This is a genomic window from Rathayibacter sp. PhB127 (genome assembly GCF_003751665.1).
Classification (GTDB): domain Bacteria; phylum Actinomycetota; class Actinomycetes; order Actinomycetales; family Microbacteriaceae; genus Rathayibacter; species Rathayibacter festucae.
The window spans coordinates 888708-915002 of the sequence record NZ_RKHW01000002.1 but is presented as its reverse complement, the minus strand read 5'-3'; the positions used below and the strand labels follow the sequence as shown (position 1 = coordinate 915002).

Sequence of the window (26295 nt, the reverse complement as noted above, 5' to 3'; positions counted from 1 at the left end):
CCGTGCCGGCGACCCTCGGCGCGCGCTCGACCCTGCCCGGAAGAAGCCCAGCCATGTCCAGCACCGACACCCCCACCGACACCACGCCCACCGACACCACGCCCACCGACACCACGCCCACCACCACCCCCACCCCGCGCCCCGCCGCCCCCGGCTCCGACCGCTGGTACCTCTCCTCCGCCCCGATCGTCCGCGCGCTCGTGCACCTCTGCGTGCCGATGGCCGCCGCGATGATCGTCTCCGCCGTCTACAGCGTCATCAACGCCGGCGTCGTCGGCTCGCTGCACGACGCGACCCTGCTCGCCGCGATCACCCTCGGCGCTCCGCTGCTCGGGCTGGTGATGGCGGTCGGCGGCGTCTTCGGCGTCGGCGGCAGCGCGCTCATCTCCCGCCTGCTCGGCGCCTCCGAGCGCGACCCCGAGAAGGCGGGCGAGATCAAGCACGTCGCCTCCTTCGCGCTCTGGGGCTCGATCCTCACCGGCGCCGTCCTCGGCGGCCTCGGCCTGCTCCTCCTCGGTCCGCTGGTCGCCCTCCTCGGCGCCGACTCCACCACGGCCGCCGCGACCGGCGCCTTCACCGCGGTCACCCTCGCCTTCGTGCCGGTACTCGCCGCCTCCTTCTGCCTCGAGCAGCTGGTGCGGGCGGAGGGCGCGGCCCGCCAGGTCATGATCGGCCTGCTCCTCTCGACCGTCGCGAACCTCCTCCTCGACGTCCTCTTCATCCTGGTGCTGCACCTCGGCGTCGCCGGGGCGGCGCTCGCCGTGGGCCTCGCCAACCTGCTCGTCGTCGGCTACTTCGCCCTCTGGCTGCAGCGCCGGAGCGAGCACATCGACCTCTCGCCGCGCTGGTTCACCCTGCGCGCGAGCGTGCTGAAGCCCGTCTTCGGCGTCGGCGCCGGCGAGCTGCTGCAGTCGGGCTTCCTGATCGTGACCGCGCTCGTGCTCAACAACCTCGCCGCGGCCTACGGCGACGGACCGCTCGCGGCCATGGGCGTCGCGGTCCGCATCGCCCAGGTGCCCGAGTTCCTGGTGATGGGCATCACCCTCGGCGTCCTGCCGCTGCTCGCCTACTCCTACGGCAAGGGCGACCGCGAGCGCCTGCGCGCGGCGGTCCGCGGGGCCGCCGTCGCGGTCGGCACGATCACCGTGCTCGCGGCCGCCGCTCTCTGGCTGCTGCACGAGCCGGTGCTCGCGGTCTTCGCCGACGACCCCGCGGTGCTGACCCTCGGCGCCGTGGTGCTCGCGGCGCAGCTCGTGGCGATGATCGCCAACGGCTTCGCGGGCCTGCTGACCTCGCTGTTCCAGGCCACCGGCCGCGCTCTCGCGGCGACCACCATGTCGCTCACCCAGGGCGTCCTCTTCGTCCCGGTCGTGCTGCTCGGGAACCTCTGGTTCGGTCTCGGCGGCATCATCTGGGCGCTGACCGCCACCGAGGTGCTCGTCCTCGTCGCCGGAGCCGTGCTCTGGCTCGCCTCCCGCCGCGCGATCGATCGCGGCCTGGCCGAGGGCGACGCCGAGCGCGCCGAGGCGGTCCTCGCCCAGGCCTGACGCCGCCCCGGATGCGCAACCCCCGGGCGCATCCGGGGCCGGGCCGCGTGAAATCGCTTCCCCCGACCCTGATCGTCAGTAATGTGCGGGCCATGCGCACTCTGTACCCCGAGATCGAGCCCTTCCACACCGGAATGCTCGACGTCGGCGACGGCCACGAGATCTACTGGGAGGCGTCGGGCAACCCCGAGGGCAAGCCCGTCGTCTTCCTGCACGGCGGACCGGGCGCCGGCGCCTCGGCCAGCCACCGCCGCCTGTTCGACCCGGAGAAGTACCGGATCGTGCTCCTCGACCAGCGGATGTGCGGCCGCTCCACCCCGCACGCGAGCGAGCCGGACGCCGACCTCTCCACCAACACCACCTGGTACCTGGTCTCCGATCTCGAGAAGCTCCGCGAGCACCTCGACATCGAGCGCTGGCAGGTCTTCGGCGGCTCCTGGGGCTCCACGCTGGCCCTCGCCTACGCCGAGTCGCACCCGGAGCGCGTCACCGAGATCGTCCTCCGCGGCATCTTCACCCTGCGCCGGGCCGAGCTCGAGTGGTTCTACGAGGGCGGCGCCGCCGCGGTCTACCCGGACCTCTGGGAGGGCTACACCTCGGTGATCCCGGCGGGCACGAGCGGCAGTCTGATCGAGGCCTACTACCGGCTGCTCCACGACGCCGATCCGGCCGTGCACGGTCCCGCCGGCGTCGCCTGGACCACCTGGGAGTCCTCGACCATCACGCTCCTGCAGAAGCCGGAGATGATCGAGGCCTGGTCCGACCCCGCCTTCGCCCTGGCCTTCGCGCGGATCGAGAACCACTACTTCGTGCACAAGGGCTGGCTGGAGGAGGGGCAGCTGATCCGCGACGTCGGCGTGCTGCGCGGCATCCCGGCCGTCATCGTCCAGGGCCGCTACGACATGTGCACGCCCGCGTTCACCGCGTGGGACCTGCACAGGGCCTGGCCCGAGGCGGACTTCCATCTGATCCCCGACGCCGGCCACGCGTTCGACGAGCCGGGCATCCTCGAGGCCCTGATCGAGGCGACCGACCGCTTCGCCTCCTGACCCGATCGGCGGCTCCGTCCCGCCCGGCCGGCGGGGCGGACTAGCCTGGGCGGATGCGCGCGGACGACGACAAGGGGATGGACGGCTGGCCCACGGGCCGCCTCCTCGCCACGGCGTCCCGGATGGTCGAGCACGCCTGGCACGGCGCGCTCGCCGAGATCGGTCTGACCCACGCGGGCCTGGTCGTGCTGCACCTGCTGCAGGCCGGGCCGGCCGCGCAGAAGGAGCTCGCCGCCTCCGCGCACGTCGAGGTGCAGACCATGTCGCGCACGATCGAGCGCCTCGAGCGCGAGGGGCACGTCTCCCGCGTGAGCGACTCCACCGACCGCCGCCGGCAGCTGGTGTCGCTGACCGACAAGGGCCGCGAGGCCTGGCAGCGCGCGCACCGGCTCGAGGTCGACATGCTGCCCGGGACCCTCGACCACGGTCCGCTGCGCGAGGCGCTGCTCGACATCATCCGCGACGCCAGCGAGTCGCGCTGGGGCTGATCCGCCCGAGCCGCCCGAGCCGACCGAGCCGTCCGCAACCCCGGGCAGCGTGTCCTCGGTCGGCGCTAGTTTGACCGCATGACCTTCAACGACGACTCCCAGCTCAGCGGTGGCAAGGTCCGCCGGCGCGGCCGCACCACCGGCATCGCGGTCGGCGGCGGCGCGGTGGGCGTCGTCGTCCTCGCCCTGCTCTCGCAGCTGCTCGGGTTCGACCTGTCCGGGCTCGGCGGTCTCGTCGGCGGCGGCGGCGGATCCTCGCCGGAGCAGATCACCAGCACGGCCGTCGCCTGCGACAGCGGCGCCGATGCCAACGCCGAGGTCGACTGCCGGCTCGAGGGCGCGGCGGAGTCGCTCGACCGCTACTGGGCCGGCGCGGCGGGCTCAGTCGGGGCGACCTACACGACGACCGGCGGAGTGATCGTCTTCGAGGATCAGACCAGCACCGGCTGCGGCAACGCGACGGCCGCGGTGGGCCCGTTCTACTGCCCGCCGGACCGGACGATCTACCTCGACACCGACTTCTTCGACGAGCTGCGCACCCGCTTCGACACCTCGGGCGGCTCGCTCGCGCAGATGTACATCCTGGCCCACGAGTGGGGCCACCACATCCAGAGCCTGACCGGCGCGATGGAGTCGGCCGACCGCAGCGGCACCGGCCCGGACTCGGACTCCGTGCGCCTCGAGCTGCAGGCCGACTGCTACGCCGGCGCCTGGGTGGGCGACGCCTCGACCGTCCCCGACGAGACCGGCACCCCCTACCTCAAGCCCGTGACGCAGGAGCAGTACCGCGACGCCCTGAGTGCCGCCGCGGCCGTCGGCGACGACCGCATCCAGGAGCAGGCGACCGGCACCGTCGACCCCGAGGGCTGGACCCACGGCTCCGCCGAGCAGCGCCAGCGCTGGTTCCAGGCCGGCTTCGACGCCGACGCCACCGCCTGCGACACCTTCGCCGTCGCGGGCTCCGCCCTCTGACCGAGCGCGGAGCGGCCCCGCGTCCATGCTGGTCGAGTAGCCGCGCAGCGGCGTATCGAGACCCGGCGTGCAGGACGCGGTGGCTCTCGATACGGTCGCTCCGCGCCCTACTCGATCAGTAAGCAGCTCATGCTGGTCGAGTAGCCGCGCAGCGGCGTATCGAGACCCACCCCCCTCAGCTCACCGAGTCGCTCGGCTCCTCCATGTACCACTCCGTGAAGGAGCACGCCCGCCCGTCCTCCGCGAAGCGGATGACCCACAGATTCAGGTACGTGCGGTCCGACGGGTAGATGGTCCGCGCCTCCACCACCGCCGTGGTCTCCGTCAGCGCGACGAGCCCCCACGCGAACGTCGGGTCGTCCGGCTCGCTCTCCGCGACCCACCACTCCACGATCGCGTCGCGCGGCGTGATCGCCTCTGCGTACGGCGACGTGAAGTACTCCGCGCCCTCGGTGAAGAGCGCCGCCACATCCGCGGGGTCGTCCGTCGCCCAGGCCTTCTCGTAGCCGGCGATCCAGCTCTCGATCTCGATCATGCGCCCATCCTCGTCCCGCGCGTGGCAGCCCGGTAGAGCGATCGGGAAGGTTTCCGAGCATCGGTCGGTTCGGCTCAGAGGCCCGGCGATGCAAAGCTGAGCAATACGACCAGCCCTGCAGGACGCCGGACCACCGGCGCCCCGCTCCTGCACGCCGCCGACACGAAGGACCGCAGTGCCCGACTCCGACAGACGCTCGCTCACCCGCTCGCCCAGCCCCCGCCTGATCACCGCCGTCCTCGCCTTCGCGGGGATGAGCGCCTCGTTCATGCAGACGCTGGTCGTCCCGATCCAGTCGGAGCTGCCCACCCTGCTCGGCGCCGATCGGAGCGAGACCGCCTGGGTGATCACCGCGACCCTGCTCAGCGCCTGCATCCTCACCCCGGTCTCCGGTCGCCTCGGCGACCTCTACGGCAAGCGCCGGATGGCCCTCGCCGCCCTCGTCGTCCTCGTGGTCGGCTCGATCGTCTGCGCCTTCGCGGACGACGTCTGGACGCTCGTCGTCGGCCGCGCCCTTCAGGGTGCCGTGATGGGCGTCATCCCCCTCGGCATCTCGATCCTCCGCGACACCCTGCACCGCGACCGCCTGCCCGGCGCGATCGCCCTCGTCAGCGCCACGCTCGGCATCGGCGGCGCGCTCGGCCTGCCGCTCAGCGCCCTGGTCGCCGAGAACCTCGACTGGCACGTGCTGTTCTGGATGTCCGCCGGACTCGGCGTGCTCGACATCGTCCTCGTGCTCCTCGTCATCCCCGTCTCGACCCTGCGCTCGCCCGGCCGCTTCGACGTCGTCGGCACGATCGGCCTCGCGATCGGCCTCAGCGGCATCCTGATCGCCGTCTCGCGCGGCAACGACGCGGGCTGGACGAGCCCCGGCATCCTCGGCTCCGGACTCGGCGGCGTCGCGGTCCTGCTGATCTGGGGCTGGTACGAGCTGCGCCAGGAGAGCCCGCTGGTCGACCTCCGGGTCGCCGCCCGCCCCGCGGTGCTGTTCACCAACCTCGCCTCGGTGGCCGTCGGCTTCGCCTTCTTCGGCGCGCAGATCACCCTGCCGCAGCGCCTCGAGCTGCCCGCGGCGTCCGGCGTCGGCTTCGGCCTCAGCCTGATCGTGGCGAGCCTGGTCCTGGCGCCCTCGGGCCTGGCGATGATGGCGACCTCGCCGCTCGCCGCCCGGCTCTCGGCGCAGTCCGGGCCGCGCCTGGTGCTGGTCTCGGGAGCGGCGCTGATCGCGGTGTCCTACCTGCTGATCCTCCCGTTCGGCGCGGAGGTCTGGCAGATCCTCGTGATCAACGCGCTGATCGGCGTCGGGCTCGGCCTCGCCTACGCCGCGATGCCGACCCTGATCATGCACGCGGTGCCGGCCTCCGAGACCGCGGCGGCGAACGGCCTGAACTCGCTGATGCGCACCCTCGGCACGACGCTGTCGTCCGCGGTGACCGCGGCCGTGCTGGCGCAGCTGACCGTCTCGGTCGGCGCCGTCGACCTGCCGAGCTCGGAGGCGTTCGAGACGACGTTCGTCATCGGCGCGATCGGCGCGGTGGTCGCCGTGGTGCTCGGGCTGCTGATCCCGAAGGTGTCCCGCCCGGAGTCGCACCCGGCGCTGCCCTGACCGCAGCGATCGGCCGAGATCACTCCTCGTCGAGGAGCAGCCGCTCGATCTGCAGCTCGCGCAGGCGCACGGTCGCCAGCTGGTTCTCGCGCGCGGCGATCGCGAGCCGGCAGAGCAGCACGGCGAGCACGAGCACGATCACGACGACCGCGATGGCCGCGACGATGTAGAGGATACCGAAGACGTTCAGAGCGGAGAACATCCTCCGACGCTAGCCAGCGGACATCGAGCGGGGCGTCCCCCGCGTGACGGAGCAGCGACTCCTCGGAACCCCGATGGCGCTTCACATCCGGGCCCGAGGTGCCCGCGCGTAGGGTGGCTCCCCGTGGAACCCCGATCTCCCGACCGCGCGGCGCCCGCCGTCCCCCCGCTGAGCGACGAGGTCGCGCAGGCGCTCGACGCCGGCACGGTCGCCGAGATCCGCGCCCTCCGCGACGACTTCGCGCGGTTCATGCTGCAGTACAAGTTCGGCATGGACGAGATCGTCACGAAGGTGACGATCCTGCAGGAGGAGTTCCGCGAGATGCGGGAGTACAACCCGATCGAGCACGTGTCGAGCCGGCTGAAGTCGGCCGACAGCCTGATCGAGAAGATCGAGCGCAAGGGCTGCGACACCTCCTTCGAGGGCATCGCCGCCGCCGTCACCGACATCGCCGGCGTCCGGATCACCTGCAGCTTCGTCTCGGACGTCTACCGCGTCTTCGACATGCTCACCTCGCAGGCCGACGTCCGCGTCCTCGAGGTGAAGGACTACATCGCCACTCCGAAGGAGAACGGCTACAAGAGCCTGCACGCGATCATCGAGGTGCCGGTGTTCCTCTCCGGCGGCTCGGTCGACGTCTGCGTCGAGGTCCAGTTCCGCACCATCGCGATGGACTTCTGGGCGAGCCTCGAGCACAAGATCTACTACAAGTACGACCGCCAGGTCCCGCAGCAGCTGCTCGACGGCCTGTCCGACGCCGCGCGCACCGCCGCCGCCCTCGACGCCGACATGGAGCGCCTGCACCGTCAGGTCCGCGGCGAGCTCCCCCTCGACCCGATCCTCCGCATCCTCGACGTCTGACCCGCTGCATGCCGATCGAGCAGCCAGCTCCGATCCCATGCTGATCGAGCAGCCCGCGCAGCGGGCGCATCGAGATCCGCCGTCGCCGGGACTACCCCACCGCCGTCACCAGCACCAGCAGCAGCACTGCGGAACCGTTCAGCGTCGCGTGCGACACGATCGCCGCGCCGAGCCGGCCGGTCACCGTCGAGATCCAGCCGTGCGCCAGCCCGGCGATCACCGTCGTCGTCCCCAGCGTGACCACCGTCGCGGGGTTCACCATCTGGTGCCCGTGCAGCAGGGCGAAGACCAGCGTCGAAGCGATCACGCTGAACACCGCCGCCCAGACGCGCCGTCCGCGGGTCGGCGGTGCCGCATCGCCCTTCGTCCGCAGCATCCGGTTGCGGACCGCCCGCATGACGACCCCGCGACAGAGGATCTCCTCGACGATCGGAGCGACCAGCACCGGGATCATCACGGAGCTCAGCACGAACCACAGCGGATCGGGGTCGAGCTCGAGGTTGCTCTCCGCCTCGCCCAGCAGCGGCGAGAACACGATCAGCACGGCGACGATCGCGAGCCGCACGCCGATCCCCAGCCCGATGCCGATCGGCACGTCGATCCAGCGGAACCGCAGCCCGTAGTCGGCCGCGAGCGACCCCAGCCCGCGCAGCTTCGATGCGGCGAACGGGATGACGAGCGCGACCAGGTAGCTGGCGAACGACCCCGCGAACACGAGCCCGGGGGAGTAGGGCAGCACCCCGAAGCCGAACAGCACGATCAGCAGCGCGAGCGGCAGCACGATCCCGGCGATCGTCAGCGCCGCCGTCGGCAGCCCCCAGCGCACCCGCGGATCCGGCAGATAGAGGAGAGAGGAGTACGGAGCGTCGACCGACGGCTGCGGCTCGGGCGGCGGCGCCCACGCGAAGGCGGGCCCACCGTGCGGCGGCGCGGCGGCGATGGCAGGCGGCTCAGGGGCGACGGTCGACGGATCGGGCGGCGGAAAGGCGGCGGGATTCATGGCCCGCCCAGGCTACGCAGCCCAGCTGAGCGCCCGGAGCGCACCCCGGGCTCGCAGAACCACGTCCGGCTCGCAGGATCGAGCCGTTCTCGCGAGCCGAGGTCGATCCGACGAGCCGAGGATTCAGTAGGGGCGGGGATGCGCGAGAGCATCGGTGCCGCACGAGGACGAACCTCTCGGCCCCTCGGAAATGTTCGATTCTTTCGTTTCTCCCGAGTATCATCGACGGCATGAGCACGTCCACCGATCGACCGCGCGGTGCCCGCAAGGCCCAGACGTACCTCCCCGAGGCCGCCGCCCGGGACGAGATCCTCGACTTCGCCGCGCTGATGCGAGAGCTCGAGATCTTCCTCGCGCAGAACTCGTCGAAGGCGGCGCTCGTCGATCCCCAGGGCAGGGCCCGCCCCATCCCCGATGAGATCTTCCGCATCCTCGATCAGGTGACGAACTCCCTCGCCGCGGGCGAGGGCATCACGGTGGTCCCGCAGGGGACGACGATGACGACGCAGCAGGCCGCGGACTTCCTCGGGATCAGTCGCCCGACGCTGGTCCGCCTGCTGGAAGCGGGCGACATCGCCCATGACAAGCCCGGTCGTCACCGTCGGGTCCGGTTGGAGGACCTGGTCGCCTACCAGGCGGACTTCCGCGCCGAACGCCGCGCCGCGCTGCGCGAGCTGCGGCAGGCGAGTCTGAGCGCGAAGGTCCAGGTGGGCGATCCTGCCGCGGTGAAGCGGCGTGCGGAGCTCGACGCTGAGTGAGATTCCCGGCCTTCTTCGACACCAACGTCCTCTACGGCGCTCTGCTCAACGACGTCGTCCTCGAACTCGCTGATCGCGGGCTCTACCGGCCGCTGTGGTCGAAGGACGTCCTGTTCGAGCTCGCGAAGAACCTGGTGAAGAACGGGGAGGATCCGCGTCTCGTCGAGAAGCGCGTCGGGACGATGGAGCGCTACTTCGCCGACGCCATGGTCTCCGGCTACGACGACCTGGTACCGACGATGACGAACGACGAGAAGGATCGGCACGTCCTCGCGGCCGCCGTCCGTGGCGGCGCAGAGGTGCTGGTGATGTTCAATACGAAGGACTTCCCGCCGGAGTCCGTCGAGCCGTTCGACCTCGAGATCGTCCACCCCGACGCCTTCCTGCTGGACCAGCTCGACCTCTACCGCGCGCCGACGCTCCGCGCTCTGGTCGAACTCGTCGAGGGGTACGACTCTCCGGCGATGACGGTCGACGACTTCCTGCTCGCGCTCACCCGCGCCGGTGTGCCGGACTTCGTGGATGCCGTTCGGTCGAAGCTCTACTGACCCGTCCCGGAGGGGATCGAGCCAGAAGCGTCACGCGCCGGCCGCCGGACGGGGGCTCACGCGGCAGTCGTGCCGACCGTTAACGGAAGAAACCCCCGCCATGTAGAAGCTAGGCGAGGGTTTCCGTGGCTCCGACGGGCGTCGATCCCGTGACCTCACGATTTTCAGTCGTGCGCTCTACCAACTGAGCTACAGAGCCGTTGCAGCCGAGGATGTCCGAGGACATCGATGCCGCGAGGAGACGAACGAGTCGTCTCCTGGAAAAGGCCCTTCCTCTCGGAAGGGCCTCTCTGCGACCCTGACGGGACTTGAACCCGCGACCTCCGCCGTGACAGGGCGGCACGCTAACCAGCTGCGCTACAGGGCCTCGTTGCGAAGACAAGCATACTGCCTTCGAGGCTGTTCGATTTTCACATCCCGTCCGTCTCCGGCCGTTCTGCGGTGGTGCTCTTCTCTTGCGGTGGTAGCCCTCATCCGTGACCCCAACGGGATTCGAACCCGTGCTGCCGCCGTGAAAGGGCGGTGTCCTAGGCCACTAAACGATGGGGCCGGAAGCTCGCCGGGGCGACCCTGCGGCCGACCCACCATGACTACCGACACGCAAGCATAGGGACAGCCGGCCGGATATGCAAAACCGGCCCTCGAGGGGCGCCGATCGCGGGTCGGCCGCCGGACGTCGATGCGCGCCTGTGCCCCGGACGGGCGACGCCGATCCCTAGGCGTACGGGGAGGGCTTGACTAGTGTGGGTCGGAATCGCCACTTCCTCGCGACGGAGCCGCACCGCTGCCGGGGGAGTAGTCCGTCTCCAGCACCGAGGTCCCATGATCCACTCTTCGCGCCGAAACCGCCCCGCACGCCGCTCCGGCGCGCCGCGGATCGGCCGTCTCCGCGGCACCGCCCTCGTCTCGGCCGCGGTGGCCCTGGTCGCGGGTCTGCTGGTCGCCACTCCCGCCCAGGCGGTCGAGTACCCCAGCTGGGCCGACGTCGAGGCGGCGAAGGGCAACACCCAGGCGGCGGCCGCGCAGGTGGACAGCATCCTCTCGCTCATCGACGGCCTGCAGAGCGAGGTCGCGGCGGCGCAGCAGGTCGCCGAGCAGCGCGGCGAGGAGTACTTCGCGGCGCAGCAGGACTTCGACGACGCCGCCGATCGGGCGAGCGAGCTCGAGGCCAAGGCCACCGCCAGTGCCGACCAGGCCGACGCCGCGACGCAGCAGGCGGGCCTCCTGGCCGCTCAGCTCTACCGCACCACCGGCACCGACCTCTCGGTCAACATCTTCCTCGACGGCGAGGGCGGCAAGGCCGACGACCTCCTCGGCCGCATCGGCAACATGACGAAGCTCGTCGAGCGCTCCAACGCCATCTACGAGCAGGCCAGCACCACCAAGAACGCCGCCGAGTCGCTCGGCGACCAGGCGAAGGTCGCGCAGGCCGAGCGGGAGAAGCTCCGCGTCGCCGCCGAGGCGAAGCTCGCCGAGGCCACGGCCGCGCAGGCCGCTTCGGAGGCGGCGCTCACCGAGCAGCAGAACCAGAGCATCGTGCTCGAGCAGCAGCTCGCTGCCCTCCGCGACACGGAGTCGACGACCGTCGCCGACTACGAGGCCGGCGTCGCCGCCCGCGAGGCCGAGCGCCAGCGCATCCTCGCCGAGCAGGAGGCCGCCCGTCAGGCGCAGGCAGAGATCGCTCGCCAGCAGGCGGCGGCCGCCCGAGAGGCCGCGGCCGCTGCGGCGGCAGCGGCTCCCTCCCGCGGATCCGGCGGCGGCGGTGGCTACAGCGCCCCGGTCGCCCCGTCCCCGGGCGGCGGCTCGACCGCGGTCGGCGACTCCGGCTGGGTGCGTCCCGCCGCGGGTCGGATCACCGGCACTTTCGGGCCGCGCGGCAGCCTCTCTACCGGCGGCGGCTCGACCAGCTCCTACCACCGCGGCACCGACATCGCCGGCGGCTGCGGCATTCCGATCTTCGCCGCCCACAGCGGGACGGTGACCTACGCCGGCTGGTTCGGCACCTACGGCAACTGGATCGAGATCAGCAACGGCGACGGCATCAGCACCGGCTACGCGCACATCATGCCCGGCGGCATCTACGTCAGCGTCGGCCAGCGGGTCGAGGCGGGCCAGCAGATCGCCGCCGTCGGCACCACCGGCGCCTCTACCGGCTGCCACCTGCACTACGAGACCCGCGTCAACGGCACCGCCGTCGACGCTCAGCCCTTCATGGCCGCACGAGGAGTCACACTTGGTTGACGCGCAGAAGACCGCCCGCAGCTTCACCCCCGCCCCGCGTGAGCGGGCCTGGAAGGGCCGTCTTCCGCTGGCGGTCTCGGCCGCCTTCGCGGTGACCGCCGTCACGGCGTCGCTCGGCATCGTGCCGGCTCAGGCGGACGACCCGTCGTACCCCTCGTGGGACGACGTGCAGAACGCGAAGACCGACGAGGCCAGCAAGCAGGCCGAGATCGACTCGATCACCGCGCTGATCGGCGGGCTGCAGACCTCGGTCGACGACGCGTCGCTCGTCGCGATGAAGAAGGCGGAGGCCTGGCGCCAGGCCCAGGAGGCGCTCGACGCCGCGGCCGCCGCCGTCACCGAGCTCGAGGACCGCGCGAACGCGGCGGCGTCGACGGCGCACACGTCGCAGATGCGTGCCGGCCTCCTCGCCGCGCACCTCTCCCGCTCCGCCGGCGGCGACCTCTCGATGAGCCTCGTCGCGAAGGGCCAGGACGCGGGCGATCTGCTGTACCAGCTCGGCGCGATGTCGCAGCTCTCCGAGCAGTCGCAGCGCGTCTACGCCGACGCCCTGGCCGACAAGCAGACCGCGGAGTCGCTCGCCGAGCAGGCCGACGTCGCCGTCGTCGAGCACCAGAAGCTGTCCGACGCCGCGGACGAGGCCCGCACGGGCGCCGACGCCGCCGCCGCCTCCGCCCGGAGCGCCCTCGCGGCGCAGGAGGCGAAGTCGGAGGAGCTCATCGCGCAGCTCGCGCTGCTCAAGGACTCCACCGTCGAGATCGAGACCGCGTTCCTCGCCGGCGAGCAGGAGCGCAAGGCCGCCGCGGCCGCTGCCGCCGCCGCCGCGAAGGCCGAGGCCGACGCGGCCGCCGCCCAGCCGGTCGCGCAGCCGTCGTCCGGGTCCTCGTCGGGAGGGTCCTCGTCGTCGGGCTCCTCGTCGACGGCTCCCCGCCCCGCGGCGCCGGCAGCGAGCCAGCCCTCGGCGCCGGTCCCGAACCAGCCGGTCGTCGAGCAGCCCGCCCCCCAGCCCGCCCCGCAGCAGCCGGTCGCTCCGGCGGCCCCTGCGCAGCAGCCCGCACCGCTCCCGGCGCCCGCAGCCCCGCAGCCCGCACCGGCGCCGGTGCAGAACCCCGCGCCGCAGCAGAACCAGGTCGAGACCGCGATCTCCTACGCGATGGCGCAGCTCGGCGAGCGTTACGTGCTCGGCGGCATGGGCCCGGACGTCTGGGACTGCTCGGGTCTGACCAAGCAGTCGTACGCGAGCGCCGGCGAGTACATCGGCACCCACTCCGCGACGAACCAGTACAACACCATGGCGAACGAGGGCAAGCTCGTCCCCTACAGCCAGCGTCAGCGCGGCGACCTGCTCTTCTGGTCCGACTCGCCCGGCGACTACTATCACGTCGCGATCTACCTCGGCGACGGCCAGATGATCGAGGCGCCGAACCCGAACTCGCCGGTGCGCGTGCACTCCATCTGGGGCACCCCGACCGGCATGGTCGGCCGCCCGACGGCGTAGCGCCGCCCGCGCGGCTCCGCCCGGGCAGCACCGCTCGAAGACACGAGAACCCGCCCCCTCGAGGCGCCGGCAGCAGCCGGTCGACTCGACGGGGCGGGTTCCGTCGTTCGGAGACCCGTGAGGGTCAGTGGCCCTCTTCGGCCAGCTTCTTGATGCCGTCCTGGACGATCTGCTCCGCCTCGGCGGCGTCGCCCCAGGCCTCGACCTTGACCCACTTGTTGGGCTCGAGGTCCTTGTAGCGCTCGAAGAAGTGCTTGATCTCGTTCTTGGTCTGCTCCGGGACGTCCGAGATGTCCTGGATGTGCTGCCAGCGCGGGTCCTTCGCGGGGACCACGATCACCTTGGCGTCGGAGCCGGCCTCGTCGCTCATGTTGAGCACGCCGACCGGGCGGACGGAGACGCCCACGCCCGGGAAGACGGGGTACTCGAGCAGCACCAGCGCGTCGACGGGGTCGCCGTCGAGGCCGAGGGTGTTCTCGAAGTAGCCGTAGTCCGTCGGGTAGACGAAGGAGGTGAAGAGCACGCGGTCGAGGTAGACGCGACCGGTCTCGTGATCGACCTCGTACTTGTTGCGGCTGCCCTTGGGGATCTCTACGACGACGTCGTATGCGGCCATGTTCGCTCCTTGAGTCGGTGGCGCCGCGGGCGGCGCATCGGCGGGTCGGACCGGCCGGGGGAGTGCGCGCGGACACGCGCGCTCGCAGGCCGGATCGCTGGCCTAACGTTACTTGATGTGCCCGATCGCCCCCGCCTGACTCCCGCCGTCGCCGACATCCGGCGCGCGGTGCGCGCGAGCCTCGACGAGCTCGATCCGGGGGCCCTGGTGCTCGTCGCGCTGAGCGGCGGAGCCGACTCGCTGGCCCTCGCGGCCGCGGTCGCCTTCGAGGCCGAGCGCGGCGGCCGGCGAGCCGGCGCGGTGATCGTCGACCACGGTCTCCAGGACGGCTCGGCGGAGGTCGCGCGACGCGCATCGGAGCAGGCGCACGCCCTCGGCCTCGCCCCCGTGCTGCGCGAGGTCGTGTCCGTGCTGCCGGACGGAGACGGTCCGGAGGCGGCGGCGCGCACGGCGAGGTACCGCGCCTTCGACGACGCGGTCGAGGCGACGGGTGCCGCGGCGGTCCTCCTCGCGCACACCCTCGACGACCAGGCCGAGACGGTGCTCCTCGGACTCGCACGCGGCGCTGGCGCGGCGAGTCTGCACGGCATGGCGGCGGTGAGCGGGGTGCTGCGGCGCCCTCTGCTCGGCGTCCGGCGCTCGAGCACCGTGGCGGCCTGCGCCGACGCCGGCCTCGAGCCGTGGAGCGATCCGCACAACGACGACCCGCGCTACACCCGCGTCCGCGTCCGCCGCTCGGTACTGCCGGTGCTCGAGGACGAGCTCGGCCCGGGAGTCGCCGAGGCGCTCGCCCGCACGGCCGACCAGCTCCGCGAGGACGGCGACGCGCTCGATGCGATGGCGCTCGACTGGGCGCTCGAGCTCGTCGGCCAGAACGACGACGGCCACGTCACGGTCGACGCGCGCGGCCTCGCCGCCGACCCCCCGGCGCTCCGCCAGCGCATCATCCGCCTCGTCGTGCAGAACGAGTTCGGCGTCGCCCTCTCCCGCGCCCAGACCCTCGCCGTCGCCGCCCTCGTCACCGACTGGCACGGCCAGAAGGGCGTCGACCTCCCCGGCGTCCGAGCCACCCGGGTATCCGCCACTCTCGTCTTCGCCCCCGTGTGATCTCCCCGCCGCGAGATGCCACTTGTGCACGCGACACGCCGTGGAAGGCGTGCACAAGTGGCATCTCGCGGAGGGGGGCAGGGCGCCCCCGCCCGTAGAGTGGCCGGGTGGAAGCAGCCGACATCGCCGACGACATCACCGAGGTCCTCTTCACCGAGGCCGAGATCCACGAGCGGATCCGCGACCTGGCACGCGCCATCGAGCGCGACTACGCCGGCGAGAACCTGCTCATCGTGGGGGTGCTCCGCGGTGCCGTCATGGTGATGGCGGACCTCGCCCGCGAGCTGAAGCTCGACATCGTGATGGACTGGATGGCCGTCTCCTCCTACGGCAGCAGCACCAAGTCCTCCGGCGTGGTGCGGATCCTCAAGGACCTGGACACCGACATCACCGACCGCAAGGTGCTGATCGTCGAGGACATCATCGACTCCGGCCTCACCCTCTCCTGGCTGCAGGGAAATCTGCGCAGCCGCGGCGCGGAGTCGGTCGAGATCTGCGCGCTCTTCCGCAAGCCCCGCGCCGCCAAGGTCGAGGTCGACGTCGCCTACGTGGGCTTCGACATCCCGAACGACTTCGTCATCGGCTACGGCCTCGACTACGCCGAGCGCTACCGCAACCTCCGCGATGTCGCGATCCTCGCTCCCCACGTCTACGCCTGACCGGTCCGGGGCCGACGCCCGCGCGGACGCGGCGCAGTCGAGCCTCGAGCGGCTGTTCGCCGTGCCGGTGCTCGGCTACCACGTGAGCTACCCGACGTCGCTGCGCGCGGATCTCGAGTTCGACTACTGGTGGCTCGCGCACGCGATCGACGCCGCGGTCGACGCGTTCGAGCGCACCGGCGACAGCGAGCACCTCGAGCGCGCCGCGCGGATCCACCGCGCCGTCCGGCTCCGCAACGGCGGACGGCTGGTCAACGGCTACTTCGACGACATGATGTGGCTCGGCGGCGCGCTGGCCCGCCTCGGCGAGGCGACGGGGGAGGGCCGCTGGCTCGACCGCGCGGACCGGCTCTGGCGCTTCGCGGTCGCGCGCGGCTGGAACCTCCGGCACGGCGCGAGCCTCGCCTGGCGCCGCCGCCAGCTCGACTACAAGAACGCGCCGGCGAACGGGCCGTTCGCAATCCTGGGTGCGCGGCTGGAGCGGCTCCGCCCCGACGGCCGGGAGGAGCTGTCCCGCGCCGCCTTCGACTGGCTGCACGTGCGCCTGCGCGACGACGACACCGGCTTCGTCGCCGACGGCATCGGCCGCGAGGGCGGCTCGGCCCGCGACGACTGGGCGTTCAGCTACAACCACGGCGTCTACATCGGGGCGGCGCTGGCGCTGCACCGGCTGCGTCCGGATGCACGGCTGCTCGCGCACGCCTCCCGGACCGCCGACGACCTGCTCACGCGCCTCGCGCCCGACGGCGTCTTCGTCGACCAGGGTGCGGGGGACGGCGCGCTCTTCGGCGGCATCGCCTACCGGCACCTGGTCGACCTCGCGACGGCGGACGGGGTCGACGCCGCGTCCGCCGCACGGATCCGCCGCTTCGTCACCGGCAGCGTCGACGCCCTCTGGCGCTCGAGCGAGCGAGGCGGGATCCTGCTCGCCGGACCGCGCTGGGACGCCCCGCCGACCCTGCCCGCGACGCTCTCGGCCGAGCTCGGCGCGGTCCTCGCGACGGAGGCGGCGGCGACCCTCGCACGGCGCACGGTGCGGGAGCCGGCGTCCGGCACAGCAGACTGAGAGCGTGAGAGCCCCTTCCGCGAGATCCACGGCCGCGCGACCCGTGGTCGCCGTCGTCATCAATCCGAGCAAGTTCGACGACGTCGGCGCCGCGCAGGACGTGGTCGCCACGGTCGCCCGCCGCGCCGGCTGGCGCGAGCCGCTCTGGTTCGAGACCAGCGTCGACGACTCCGGAGCCGGAGCCGCGCGCGCCGCCCTGGAGTCGGGCGCCGACCTCGTCTGCGCGATGGGCGGCGACGGCACCGTGCGCGCGGTCGCCTCGGTGCTGCGCGGCACGAACGTCCCCTACGGCCTGCTGCCCAGCGGCACCGGCAACCTGCTCGCCCGCAACCTCGGGATCCCGCTCGGCGCGCTCGCCGACGCGGTCGAGATCGCGCTGCTCGGACAGGACCGGGCGATCGACGTCGGCACGGCGACCTTCGACGACGGCGAGGAGCGCGTCTTCATGGTGATGGGCGGCGTGGGCCTGGACGCCGAGATCATGGACAAGACCGACGACGAGCTGAAGAAGCGCGTCGGCTGGGGCGCCTACGTGGCGGCGGGTGCCGAGGTGATGTTCAAGGCCGGCTTCGAGGTGACGCTGACCATCGACGGCAAGCCGGAGCCGCCGACCCGCACCCTGATGGTGCTGGCCTGCAACTGCAGCTCGGTCGTGGCGAACATCGAGCTCGCCGCCGGCGCGGTCCTCGACGACGGCGACCTCGAGCTGGTGCTGCTGCGCCGCCGCTTCGGCCTCGCCCTCGACGTCGCGACCGGCAACCGCAACGGCCTCGCGTCGCTGCACCAGTGGCCGGGGCGAGAGTTCTCCTTCTCGCTCGACCAGCCCGTGCTCGCCGAGCTCGACGGCGATCCGATCGGCCGCACCACGAGCGGCCGCTTCAGCGTCGACCCCGGCGCACTGCTCGTCCGCCTGCCGGTGCCGACCCCGAAGAGCCCGGGCCTCACCCCGCACGACACCCTCGTGATCGATACCACCGAGATCGCCACCATCCTCGCCGCCGAGCCCGACGGAGCCTGAGACCCGCCCGCCGGCCGCGGTGGATCTCGATACGCCCGCTGCGCGGGCTACTCGATCAGCATGACGGGGTGCTCCGCGATCGGCATGCGGGCGGCGTTGGCTGCTCACTCGGCCGGGGGCTTTCCCTCGACTCCTTTACGGATGTAATGTACGTTACGAACGTAAAGGAGGCACCATGGCCGACCCCCGCCTCGCCCGCTCGCGAGAGCAGCTGATCGCCGCGATCACGGTCGCGCTCGATCACCCCGGCGACGAGCAGCCGTCGATCACCGACCTCTGCTCGGCCGCCCGCGTCAGCCGGCCGACGTTCTACCAGCACTTCGGCGACGTGCCCTCGCTGGTCGAGGCCGCCGCGCTCGAGCGGATGCACGCGCTGTTCGCCGCCGTCGTGCCGCCCTCGCCGCAGGACGACTGGGAGACCGCGGTGCCCCGCGTCGTCCGCGGCCTGCTCTCGGGACTCCTCGAGCACGCCGACTTCTACCGCCGCGCGCTGAGCGGTGGCACCGCCCGCTCCGTTCAGGAGTCGGTCGTCGCCTTCCTCGCCCAGCGGCTGCTCGCCTTCTCGCCGCTGGCCGCGCAGGAGGCGGGCGACCGCGCCCGGGTCGAGCGCTTCGCCGTCTTCCTCGCCGCCGGGACCGTCTGGCTCGTCGTCGGCTGGCTGCTCGACGGCGACGACCGCCGCCCGGTCGCCTCCGCCTCGGCCGAGATCGCCGAGCTCCTCGTCACCGGAGTCGCATCGCCGCGGCTCACCGCCCCCGCCACCGACTCCTCGAAGTAGAAGGACCATGCCCGCCTCCGCCGCCCGCCGCTCACCCCGGCTCCTCCACCGTCTGCGCTCCGTCTCCCCGCGCCTCGTCGTCGTCTTCTCCGCGATCGCGCTCATCCCGCTGATCTACGCGGGACTGCTGACCTCGGCCAACCTCGACCCCACCCACCACCTCGACTCGGTCCCCGCGGCGATCGTGAACGAGGACACCGGCGCGACCGCCGCCGACGGCTCGGCCCTGGCGCTCGGCGACGCGCTGACCGACGAGCTGACGACGAGCACCTCCGCCTCGAACTTCGACTGGACGCGGACCGACGCCGACGAGGCCGCGAGCGAGCTCGCCTCCGGCGCCGTCTACGCGGTGCTGACCGTGCCGGCCGGCTTCTCGGCCGACGTCGCCTCCGTCGGCGGGGACGACCCGTCGGCCGCGACCGCGGCCCGGCTGTCGATCGCGACGAACGACGGCGCCAACCTGATCGTCGGCAACATCGCCGCGACGATCGGCAGCACGGTGACCCAGACCCTCGAGAAGCAGGTCGGTGCGGAGTACCTGAAGAACGTCTACGTCGGCTTCACGGACGTGCACGACAGCCTCGAGCAGGCCGCCGACGGCGCGACGCAGCTCGCCGACGGCGCGGCCACCGCGTCGAGCGGCTCGGACGAGCTCGTCGTCGGCCTCGAGCAGCTGCAGGACGGCACCGCGCAGCTCGCCACCGGGGCGGACTCGCTCCGCAACGGGGCCGACTCCGCTGCGGACGGAGCGGCGACCCTCTCCTCCGGGCTTCAGCAGCTCGCCGACGGGACGGCCGCGCTGCCGTCGTCCGCCGCCGCGCTGAACACCGGAGCGCAGTCGGTCGCCGCGGGGGCTTCGACCCTCGACGGTGGAGCCGCGGACCTGGCGACCGGAGCGGCGACCCTCGCGGACGGCACCGCCGCTCTGTCCTCCGGAGCGGCGACAGCCGCGACCGGCGCGCAGTCCCTCGCCGAGGGCGCCTCCTCCGTCTCCGACGGCGCGACGGCGGCGCTCGCCGGTGCCGGGACGCTGCGCGACGGCTCGGCGGCGCTGGCCGCGAGCACTCCCGCCCTGGCCACCGGAGCGGCGACGGTCGACACCGGCCTCCGGTCGCTGATCGCGGGCTACGGCACCCTCACCGACACCGAGCGCCTCGCCCTCCTCACGCAGCTCGAGTCGGGAGCCGCCGGAGTCTCGGCCGGAGCGACCGCCGCGGACCAGGGCGCGCAGACCCTCGCCGCCGGGTCCTCGGCGCTCGTCGGCGACTCCTCGGGCGGGCTGACCGCGCTCGTCGCGGGCGCCGCCTCCGTGTCCTCGGGAGCCGCCGACCTCACGACCGGCGTGCAGTCGCTCGCCTCCGGAGCCGCCTCCGCCGACTCCGGCGCGCAGTCGCTCAGCACCGGGGCGCAGTCCCTCGCGACCGGCGCCGCCTCCCTCGACTCCGGAGCAGCGCAGGTCGCCGCCGGCACCGGCTCCCTCGCCGGCAGCGTCGGCCCGCTGACGACCGGCCTCGACTCCGCCGCGAGCGGGGCCGGCGCGCTCGCCTCGGGCACCGCCTCGCTCGCCTCCGGCTCCGACGCCCTCGCCACCGGTGCCGACTCCGCCGCGCAGGGCAGCGCGGACGCCGCGACCGGCGCAAGCAGCCTCGCCTCGGGGGTCGACTCCCTCGCCTCCGGTTCCGAGACGCTGTCCGGGAAGCTGGCCGACGGGGCCGCCGACGTCCCGTCCTACACGGCGGACCAGGCGGACGCGCTCAGCGCCGTCGCCGCGGCCCCCGTCGCTCTCGACACCGAGCGCCTGAACCGCGTGCCCGAGTACGGCTCCGGACTCGCGCCGTACTTCATGGCCCTCGCGCTCTGGGTCGGCGCCCTCGCCTTCTACCTGATGAGCGCGCCGCTGAGCGAGCGCCTGCTCGCCGCCCGCCGGCCCGCCTGGGTGATCGCGCTGCGCAGCTACCTGCCCGGCGCGCTGATGGCGGCGGCGCAGGGCGTGCTCGCCGCGCTGGTGATCCGCTTCGGCGTCGGCGTCGAGATGGCGCAGCTCCCGGCGCTGATGGGGATCGCGGTCCTCACCAGCCTGACCTTCGTCGCGATCAACCAGGCGCTGATCGCCCTGCTCGACGCGCCCGGCCGCTTCCTCGCGCTGCTGCTGATCGTGCTCCAGCTCTCCTCGGCCGGCGGCACCTACCCGATCGAGACGGCGCCCGCCTTCTTCCAGGCCGTGCACGGGGTGCTGCCGCTGACCTACACGGTCGAGGCGTTCCGCTCCCTGATCGCGGGCGGCAGCATCGGCGTCGCGAACGCCGTGCTGGTGCTCTCGCTGTGGCTGCTCGGCGCCCTCGCCGTCACCGTGCTGGCCGCCGCCCGCCGCCGCCGCGGCCTGACGCCGGCGCTGCGCGACCCGGAGCCCCTGCTCGAGACGGCGTGACCCGAGCGGCCCAGCACGGGCGACCGCGCACGCCTCATGCTGGTCGAGTAGCCCCGCAGGGGCGTATCGAGACCCGCTGTCGTCAGCAGGGCGGGTCTGCAGCCCCGGCTTCTGGCGCTGGTGGATCTCGATACGCCCGCTGCGCGGGCTGCTCGATCAGCATGGAGAGGGGGCCGAGCGCCCAGCCCGCGCTTCCTCCGCCCAGGGCGAACGCGTGGCGCGCGCTCAGAGAGCGGGAGGTAGCCTGACACTCACATTTCCTCGTCAGAAAGGTGCCGGGCCTGCGCCCGCAACATTCATGAACGTCAAGCGCATCTTCCGGGGTCCCATTCTCTACGTCGTCCTCGCGATCGTGGCGGTCTGGATCGGCTCCTCGCTGATCACGATGTCGGGCTTCCGGCAGATCAGCACGCAGGAGGGGCTCCAGCTCCTCTCCGACGGCAAGGTCGATTCCGCGAAGATCGTCGACGGCGAGCAGCGCGTCGACCTGACCCTCGCGCAGGACGACGGCGACAACGGCAAGCAGGTGCAGTTCTACTACGTGGCACCGCGCGGCGCCGAGGTCGTGGACGCGGTCACCACCGCCGCTCCGTCCGACGGCTACGACGACGAGGTCCCGCAGACCAACTGGTTCCTCTCCGCTCTCGGCTTCCTCCTCCCGATCCTCCTGATCGGAGCGTTCTTCTGGCTGATGCTCTCGGGCATGCAGGGCGGCGGCAACCGCGTCATGCAGTTCGGCAAGTCGAAAGCGAAGCTCGTCTCGAAGGAGTCGCCCAAGGTCACGTTCGGCGACGTCGCCGGCGCCGACGAGGCGATCGAGGAGCTGCACGAGATCAAGGAGTTCCTCAAGGAGCCCGCCAAGTTCCAGGCCGTCGGCGCGCGCATCCCGAAGGGCGTCCTGCTCTACGGCCCTCCCGGCACCGGCAAGACCCTGCTGGCCCGCGCCGTCGCGGGTGAGGCGGGCGTCCCCTTCTACTCGATCTCCGGCTCCGACTTCGTCGAGATGTTCGTCGGCGTCGGCGCGAGCCGCGTCCGCGACCTGTTCCAGCAGGCCAAGGAGAACTCGCCGGCCATCATCTTCGTCGACGAGATCGACGCCGTCGGCCGCCACCGCGGCGCCGGCATGGGCGGCGGCCACGACGAGCGCGAGCAGACCCTCAACCAGCTCCTGGTCGAGATGGACGGCTTCGACGTCAAGACCAACGTCATCCTGATCGCGGCGACCAACCGCCCCGACATCCTCGACCCCGCGCTGCTGCGCCCGGGCCGCTTCGACCGCCAGATCGGCGTCGACGCCCCCGACATGCTCGGCCGCAAGAAGATCCTCGAGGTGCACGGCCGTGGCAAGCCGCTGGCCGGCGGTGTCGACCTCGAGGTCGTCGCCCGCAAGACCCCGGGCTTCACCGGCGCCGACCTCGCTAACGTCCTCAACGAGGCCGCGCTGCTCACGGCCCGCTCCAACGCGCAGCTGATCGACAACCGCGCGCTCGACGAGGCGATCGACCGCGTCATCGCCGGTCCGCAGCGCCGCACCCGCGTCATGCGCGACAAGGAGAAGCTGATCACGGCGTACCACGAGGGCGGCCACGCCCTGGCCGCCGCGGCGATGCGCCACACCGACCCGGTCACGAAGGTCACGATCCTCCCGCGCGGCCGAGCCCTCGGCTACACGATGGTCCTGCCGCTCGAGGACAAGTACTCGACCACCCGCAACGAGCTGCTCGACCAGCTCGCCTACGCGATGGGCGGCCGCGTCGCGGAGGAGATCGTCTTCCACGACCCGACCACCGGCGCCTCGAACGACATCGAGAAGGCGACCTCGATCGCCCGCAAGATGGTCACCGAGTTCGGCATGTCCTCGAACGTGGGCGCCGTGAAGCTCGGCTCCTCCTCGGGTGAGATGTTCCTCGGCCGCGACATGGGCCACCAGCGCGACTACTCCGAGCAGGTCGCCGAGCGCGTCGACCTCGAGACGCGGCAGCTGATCGAGCAGGCGCACGACGAGGCCTGGCAGGTCATCAACGCCAACCGCGACATCCTCGACCGCCTCGCCGCCGACCTCCTCGAGAAGGAGACCCTCGACCACGACCAGCTGGCCGAGATCTTCAAGGACGTCCGCAAGATCGACGAGCGCCCGCAGTGGCTCTCGAGCGACAAGCGCCCGCTCTCCGACCTCCCGCCGATCGCGATGCCGCCGGCCAAGGCGCCGATCGACGCCGGCGCCACCGACGGCGCGGTCGTCTCGGAGAGCTCCGAGCCCGCCGCCCCGCAGCGGCCGCCGCTGATCAACCCGCGCCCGACGACGGCGTAGCAGCACCGTGCCGGTCGACAGGGCGCGCATCGAGGCCGCCGTCGCCGAGCTCCTCGCGGCCATCGGGGAGGACCCGGGCCGCGAGGGGCTCTCGACGACCCCGCAGCGCTTCGCCGACTCCTACGAGGAGTTCTTCGGCGAGTTCGACCTCGACCCGGCCTCGCACCTCGCCGAGACCTTCGCGGTCGTCGAGGAGGGGGAGCAGCCGCCGGCGACCCAGACGGTCGTCGTCCGCGACCTGGCCTTCCGCTCCGTCTGCGAGCACCACCTGCTGCCGTTCGCCGGCGTCGCGCACATCGCCTACCGCGCGGGCGAGCGCGTCGTCGGCCTCGGCAAGCTCCCGCGGGTCGTCGAGACAGTCGCGTCCAGGCCGCAGCTGCAGGAGCGGCTGACCGAGCAGATCGCGGACGTCCTCGACGCCGGTCTCTCGCCCGAGGGCGTCCTGGTCGTCGTCGACGCCGAGCACGGCTGCGTCCGGCTGCGCGGCGCGCGCCAGAGGGCCAGCTCGACCGTCACCGTCGCCGCCCGCGGCACCCTCGCCGACCCCGCCGCGCGCGCCGAGATCATCGCGCTGATCGGCGCCGCCCGGGAGGCCTGACGTGGGCCTCGCCGTCACCGATCTCGCGCCCGGCCATCGCGCCGCGCTCCTCGGGATCCTCAACGTCACCCCCGACTCCTTCAGCGACGGCGGTCGCTGGCTGTCCGTCGACGACGCGGTCGAGCACGGACTCACGATGACCCGCTCCTCCGGCGACGGCCCGGCGTCCTTCGGCGCCGACCTCGTCGATGTCGGCGGGGAGTCGACCCGCCCCGGCGCCGCGCGCGTCGACGCCGCGGCCGAGCAGGGGCGCGTGCTGCCGGTGGTCCGCGCGCTCGCGGCCGAGGGCGTCCGGGTCAGCATCGACACCATGAGCGCCGCGACCGCGGAGGCCGCTCTGGACGCGGGCGCGGTCGTCGTCAACGACGTCTCCGGCGGACTCGCCGACCCGGCGATGCTCCCGCTCGTCGCCGAGCGCGGCGCGGTCTACATCGCCATGCACTGGCGCGGTCACAGCGCCGGCATGACGGAGCTCGCCTCCTACGCCGACGTGGTCGCCGAGGTGCGCTCCGAGCTGGAGCGCCGCGTGGACGCCGCCCGTGCGGCGGGCATCCGCGACGAGCACCTGATCCTCGATCCCGGACTCGGCTTCGCGAAGGACGGCGGCCACGACTGGGCGCTGCTCGCGCACCTCGACGCGATCGTCTCGCTGGGCCTGCCCGTGCTGGTCGGCCACTCCCGCAAGCGCTTCCTCGCCCCCTTCGCTCCGGCCGGCTCGACCGCGGCGGAGCGCGACGACGTGACGGCGCTGCTGAGCCTCGCCGCCGTCGACCGCGGCGCCTGGGGCGTCCGGGTGCACGACGTCCGCTCGAGCGCCCGCGCCCTCGCGCTCGGCGCCCGCCTCCAGGAGGAGCTCCCGTGACCGACCCCGCCCGCTCCGCCGCGACGCCGCCGGCCCTCGACGCCGCCGCGCTCGCGCTGCGCGACTCGATCACCCTCACGGGTCTGCGGGTGCGCGCGCACCACGGGGTCTTCGACTTCGAGCGCGAGAACGGCCAGGACTTCGTCATCGACGCCACGGTCTGGCTCGATCTCGCCCCCGCGGCGAGCGGCGACGCGCTGGCCGAGACGGTGCACTACGGCGAGCTGGCGATCGCCCTCGCCGACGCCGTCACCCGCGACCCGGTCGACCTGATCGAGACCGTCGCGGAGCGCCTGGCCGCGGTCGCGCTGAGCTTCGCCGCCGCCGAGGTGGTGCGGATCACCGTGCACAAGCCCGACGCGCCCATCCCGCTGCCGTTCGACGACGTCGCGGTGCAGATCACCCGGGTCCGCCCGTGAGGCCGCGGCAGCAGCGACTGCTGCCCGAGCGTCGGGTCGTCCTCGCACTCGGCAGCAACCTGGGCGACCGGCTCGCGCACCTGGAGGCCGCCGTCCGCGCGCTCGCGACGACGCCCGGGCTCCGCCTGGACGGGGTGTCGAAGGTGGTCGAGTCGCCGGCCTGGAAGCTCGACGGCGCCGACGAGGCCGCGCCCGCCTACTTCAACGCGGTCGTGATCGGCTCGACGACGCTCGAGCCCGACGACCTGCTCGCCGCGACGGCCTCGATCGAGCGCGCGGGCGGCCGGATCCGCGGCGACGGCGAGGAGCGCTGGGGCGACCGCACGCTCGACATCGACCTGATCGCGGTCGGCGGCGTCGTCCGTGACGACCCGCACCTCACCCTCCCGCACCCGCGTGCCGGTGAGCGCGCCTTCGTGCTCGAGCCGTGGCTCGACGTGGAGCCACACGCCGTCCTGGCGGGGCGCGGCCCGGTCGCCGAGCTGCGCGCCCGCGCGACGGACCGGGTGACCGACCGGCCCGAGGCGATAGCGTGGCGGCGCCCGCGAACCTCCGAGACCGCCTCCGCCCCCGGCCGCACCGACCCCGAGAGCAGCACTCCGTGAAGCGCACCCGCATCAGCTCCCTGCTCGGCCTGGCACTCGTCGGCGCCGTCGCCGGCTTCCTGATCGACCTGGCCATCGCCTCCGCGGGGCGCCCGGTGCTGATCCCGCCGCTCACCGTCCCGCTCACGCTCGTGGTGGTCGCGGCGCTGGTGATCGGCTTCGCGATCCCGATCCACCGCGCGACCAAGGGGACGCTCCGCCGCCCCATCGACCCGTTCCGCGCGATGCGCGTCGTCGTGCTGGCGAAGGCGTCGAGTCTCGTCGGCGCCCTGCTGCTCGGGGCCTCCGGCGGGGTGCTCGTCTACCTGCTGAGCCGGCCCGTGGTGCCTTCGCTAGGCTCCGTGTGGCAGGACGTGGCCGCCATCGTCGGCGCGATCGTCCTGCTGGTGGCCGGTCTGGTCGCCGAGCACCTGTGCACCATCCCGCCGACCGACGACGACGACCCCGCTGTCGGCGAGGTGAACCACGCCTGACGCCGACGCCCGCTCGGACGCAGGCAGGGAGGACGTCATCATGGCCGACG

26 protein-coding genes and 3 tRNA genes are annotated in these 26295 nt (G+C 72.7%); 22 read left to right on the top strand and 7 right to left on the bottom strand.

The features are described 5' to 3' along the window. The first annotated feature begins 53 nt into the window (after positions 1–53). The 4 genes from EDF22_RS14605 to EDF22_RS14590 all read left to right on the top strand — a co-directional run bounded on the left by EDF22_RS14605 (position 54) and on the right by EDF22_RS14590 (position 4056). Positions 54–1547 (top strand): MATE family efflux transporter, encoded by a 1494-nt coding sequence (locus tag EDF22_RS14605; protein WP_123705543.1) that lies wholly within the window; start codon positions 54–56, stop codon positions 1545–1547. 92 nt (positions 1548–1639) lie between these two features. Then, the gene (gene pip, locus EDF22_RS14600; RefSeq protein ID WP_123705542.1) at positions 1640–2596 is read left to right on the top strand and encodes a prolyl aminopeptidase; all 957 of its coding nucleotides are present in this window, start codon (positions 1640–1642) and stop codon (positions 2594–2596) included. Between the two features lie 53 nt (positions 2597–2649). Continuing rightward, positions 2650–3084, top strand: a complete 435-nt coding sequence (locus EDF22_RS14595) for a MarR family winged helix-turn-helix transcriptional regulator (protein WP_123705541.1) — start codon at positions 2650–2652, stop codon at positions 3082–3084. 78 nt (positions 3085–3162) lie between these two features. Beyond that, on the top strand, positions 3163–4056 hold the full coding sequence (locus tag EDF22_RS14590; RefSeq protein ID WP_123705540.1) for a neutral zinc metallopeptidase: 894 nt from the start codon (positions 3163–3165) through the stop codon (positions 4054–4056). Positions 4057–4231: 175 nt separating this feature from the next. On the opposite strand, the gene EDF22_RS14585 is transcribed toward EDF22_RS14590, so the two are convergent. Continuing rightward, positions 4232–4591: a nuclear transport factor 2 family protein gene (locus tag EDF22_RS14585; protein ID WP_123705539.1), complete on the bottom strand. Its 360-nt coding sequence runs from the start codon at positions 4589–4591 to the stop codon at positions 4232–4234. Between the two features lie 175 nt (positions 4592–4766). Here EDF22_RS14585 and EDF22_RS14580 point away from each other — a divergent pair, with 175 nt between their 5' ends. Then, positions 4767–6197 (top strand): MFS transporter, encoded by a 1431-nt coding sequence (locus tag EDF22_RS14580; protein WP_260303472.1) that lies wholly within the window; start codon positions 4767–4769, stop codon positions 6195–6197. Positions 6198–6216: 19 nt separating this feature from the next. Here EDF22_RS14580 and EDF22_RS14575 read toward each other — a convergent pair whose 3' ends face one another. Next, complete coding sequence (locus EDF22_RS14575; protein WP_123446814.1) at positions 6217–6399, bottom strand: hypothetical protein; 183 nt, start codon at positions 6397–6399, stop codon at positions 6217–6219. A 249-nt stretch (positions 6400–6648) separates the two neighbouring features. On the opposite strand from EDF22_RS14575, the gene EDF22_RS14570 reads away from it, so the two are divergent. Further along, positions 6649–7260: a GTP pyrophosphokinase family protein gene (locus tag EDF22_RS14570; protein ID WP_123705644.1), complete on the top strand. Its 612-nt coding sequence runs from the start codon at positions 6649–6651 to the stop codon at positions 7258–7260. Positions 7261–7351: 91 nt separating this feature from the next. Here the strand turns inward: EDF22_RS14570 and EDF22_RS14565 are convergent, their stop codons facing one another. Continuing rightward, positions 7352–8260 carry a CPBP family intramembrane glutamic endopeptidase gene (locus EDF22_RS14565; protein WP_133962866.1) on the bottom strand — a complete coding sequence of 303 codons (909 nt, stop codon included), beginning with the start codon at positions 8258–8260 and terminating at the stop codon, positions 7352–7354. A gap of 230 nt (positions 8261–8490) precedes the next feature. Here EDF22_RS14565 and EDF22_RS14560 point away from each other — a divergent pair, with 230 nt between their 5' ends. After that, positions 8491–9018, top strand: a complete 528-nt coding sequence (locus EDF22_RS14560; protein WP_123705537.1) for a helix-turn-helix domain-containing protein — start codon at positions 8491–8493, stop codon at positions 9016–9018. Next, positions 9015–9566 carry a putative toxin-antitoxin system toxin component, PIN family gene (locus EDF22_RS14555; RefSeq protein ID WP_123705536.1) on the top strand — a complete coding sequence of 184 codons (552 nt, stop codon included), beginning with the start codon at positions 9015–9017 and terminating at the stop codon, positions 9564–9566. Before EDF22_RS14560 ends, EDF22_RS14555 begins: the two co-directional genes overlap by 4 nt. Before the next feature lie 126 nt (positions 9567–9692). Here the strand turns inward: EDF22_RS14555 and EDF22_RS14550 are convergent. The 3 genes from EDF22_RS14550 to EDF22_RS14540 all read right to left on the bottom strand — a co-directional run bounded on the left by EDF22_RS14550 (position 9693) and on the right by EDF22_RS14540 (position 10116). Then, positions 9693–9765: transfer RNA gene (locus tag EDF22_RS14550), tRNA-Phe, on the bottom strand. Positions 9766–9859: 94 nt separating this feature from the next. Next, positions 9860–9933: transfer RNA gene (locus EDF22_RS14545), tRNA-Asp, on the bottom strand. Positions 9934–10043: 110 nt separating this feature from the next. Next, positions 10044–10116: transfer RNA gene (locus EDF22_RS14540), tRNA-Glu, on the bottom strand. Between the two features lie 272 nt (positions 10117–10388). On the opposite strand from EDF22_RS14540, the gene EDF22_RS14535 reads away from it, so the two are divergent. Both EDF22_RS14535 and EDF22_RS14530 read left to right on the top strand, forming a co-directional pair. After that, entirely contained in the window at positions 10389–11807 is a 1419-nt protein-coding gene (locus EDF22_RS14535) for a peptidoglycan DD-metalloendopeptidase family protein (protein WP_243839997.1), read from the top strand. Then, positions 11800–13305 (top strand): C40 family peptidase, encoded by a 1506-nt coding sequence (locus EDF22_RS14530; protein WP_123705535.1) that lies wholly within the window; start codon positions 11800–11802, stop codon positions 13303–13305. Before EDF22_RS14535 ends, EDF22_RS14530 begins: the two co-directional genes overlap by 8 nt. A 124-nt stretch (positions 13306–13429) precedes the next feature. On the opposite strand, the gene ppa is transcribed toward EDF22_RS14530, so the two are convergent. Then, complete coding sequence (gene ppa, locus EDF22_RS14525) at positions 13430–13921, bottom strand: inorganic diphosphatase (protein ID WP_123446811.1); 492 nt, start codon at positions 13919–13921, stop codon at positions 13430–13432. A gap of 117 nt (positions 13922–14038) precedes the next feature. On the opposite strand from ppa, the gene tilS reads away from it, so the two are divergent. From tilS to EDF22_RS14465, 12 genes are all read left to right on the top strand, one after another. Then, positions 14039–15028 (top strand): tRNA lysidine(34) synthetase TilS, encoded by a 990-nt coding sequence (tilS, locus tag EDF22_RS14520; RefSeq protein ID WP_123705534.1) that lies wholly within the window; start codon positions 14039–14041, stop codon positions 15026–15028. A 107-nt stretch (positions 15029–15135) separates the two neighbouring features. Continuing rightward, positions 15136–15687 (top strand): hypoxanthine phosphoribosyltransferase, encoded by a 552-nt coding sequence (gene hpt, locus EDF22_RS14515; protein WP_123446809.1) that lies wholly within the window; start codon positions 15136–15138, stop codon positions 15685–15687. Then, complete coding sequence (locus EDF22_RS14510) at positions 15653–16753, top strand: glycoside hydrolase family 76 protein (RefSeq protein ID WP_123705533.1); 1101 nt, start codon at positions 15653–15655, stop codon at positions 16751–16753. The genes hpt and EDF22_RS14510 overlap by 35 nt, the downstream gene beginning before the upstream one ends. 4 nt (positions 16754–16757) lie before the next feature. Beyond that, positions 16758–17771, top strand: coding sequence for a diacylglycerol kinase family protein (locus EDF22_RS14505; protein WP_123705532.1), 1014 nt, complete (start codon positions 16758–16760; stop codon positions 17769–17771). A gap of 175 nt (positions 17772–17946) precedes the next feature. Further along, on the top strand, positions 17947–18549 hold the full coding sequence (locus EDF22_RS14500; RefSeq protein WP_123705531.1) for a TetR/AcrR family transcriptional regulator: 603 nt from the start codon (positions 17947–17949) through the stop codon (positions 18547–18549). Between the two features lie 7 nt (positions 18550–18556). Continuing rightward, the gene (locus EDF22_RS14495) at positions 18557–20977 is read left to right on the top strand and encodes a YhgE/Pip domain-containing protein (RefSeq protein WP_123705530.1); all 2421 of its coding nucleotides are present in this window, start codon (positions 18557–18559) and stop codon (positions 20975–20977) included. A gap of 298 nt (positions 20978–21275) precedes the next feature. Then, positions 21276–23288 (top strand): ATP-dependent zinc metalloprotease FtsH, encoded by a 2013-nt coding sequence (ftsH, locus tag EDF22_RS14490; protein WP_123705529.1) that lies wholly within the window; start codon positions 21276–21278, stop codon positions 23286–23288. A 7-nt stretch (positions 23289–23295) separates the two neighbouring features. Next, positions 23296–23886 (top strand): GTP cyclohydrolase I, encoded by a 591-nt coding sequence (gene folE / locus EDF22_RS14485; protein ID WP_123446802.1) that lies wholly within the window; start codon positions 23296–23298, stop codon positions 23884–23886. A gap of 1 nt (position 23887) precedes the next feature. Next, the gene (folP, locus tag EDF22_RS14480; protein ID WP_123705528.1) at positions 23888–24748 is read left to right on the top strand and encodes a dihydropteroate synthase; all 861 of its coding nucleotides are present in this window, start codon (positions 23888–23890) and stop codon (positions 24746–24748) included. Next, complete coding sequence (folB, locus tag EDF22_RS14475; protein WP_185020188.1) at positions 24745–25167, top strand: dihydroneopterin aldolase; 423 nt, start codon at positions 24745–24747, stop codon at positions 25165–25167. The genes folP and folB overlap by 4 nt, the downstream gene beginning before the upstream one ends. Further along, positions 25164–25772, top strand: a complete 609-nt coding sequence (folK, locus tag EDF22_RS14470; RefSeq protein ID WP_123705527.1) for a 2-amino-4-hydroxy-6-hydroxymethyldihydropteridine diphosphokinase — start codon at positions 25164–25166, stop codon at positions 25770–25772. The genes folB and folK overlap by 4 nt, the downstream gene beginning before the upstream one ends. Further along, the gene (locus tag EDF22_RS14465) at positions 25769–26245 is read left to right on the top strand and encodes a DUF3180 domain-containing protein (protein ID WP_123446799.1); all 477 of its coding nucleotides are present in this window, start codon (positions 25769–25771) and stop codon (positions 26243–26245) included. Before folK ends, EDF22_RS14465 begins: the two co-directional genes overlap by 4 nt. The last annotated feature ends 50 nt before the right edge of the window (positions 26246–26295 follow it).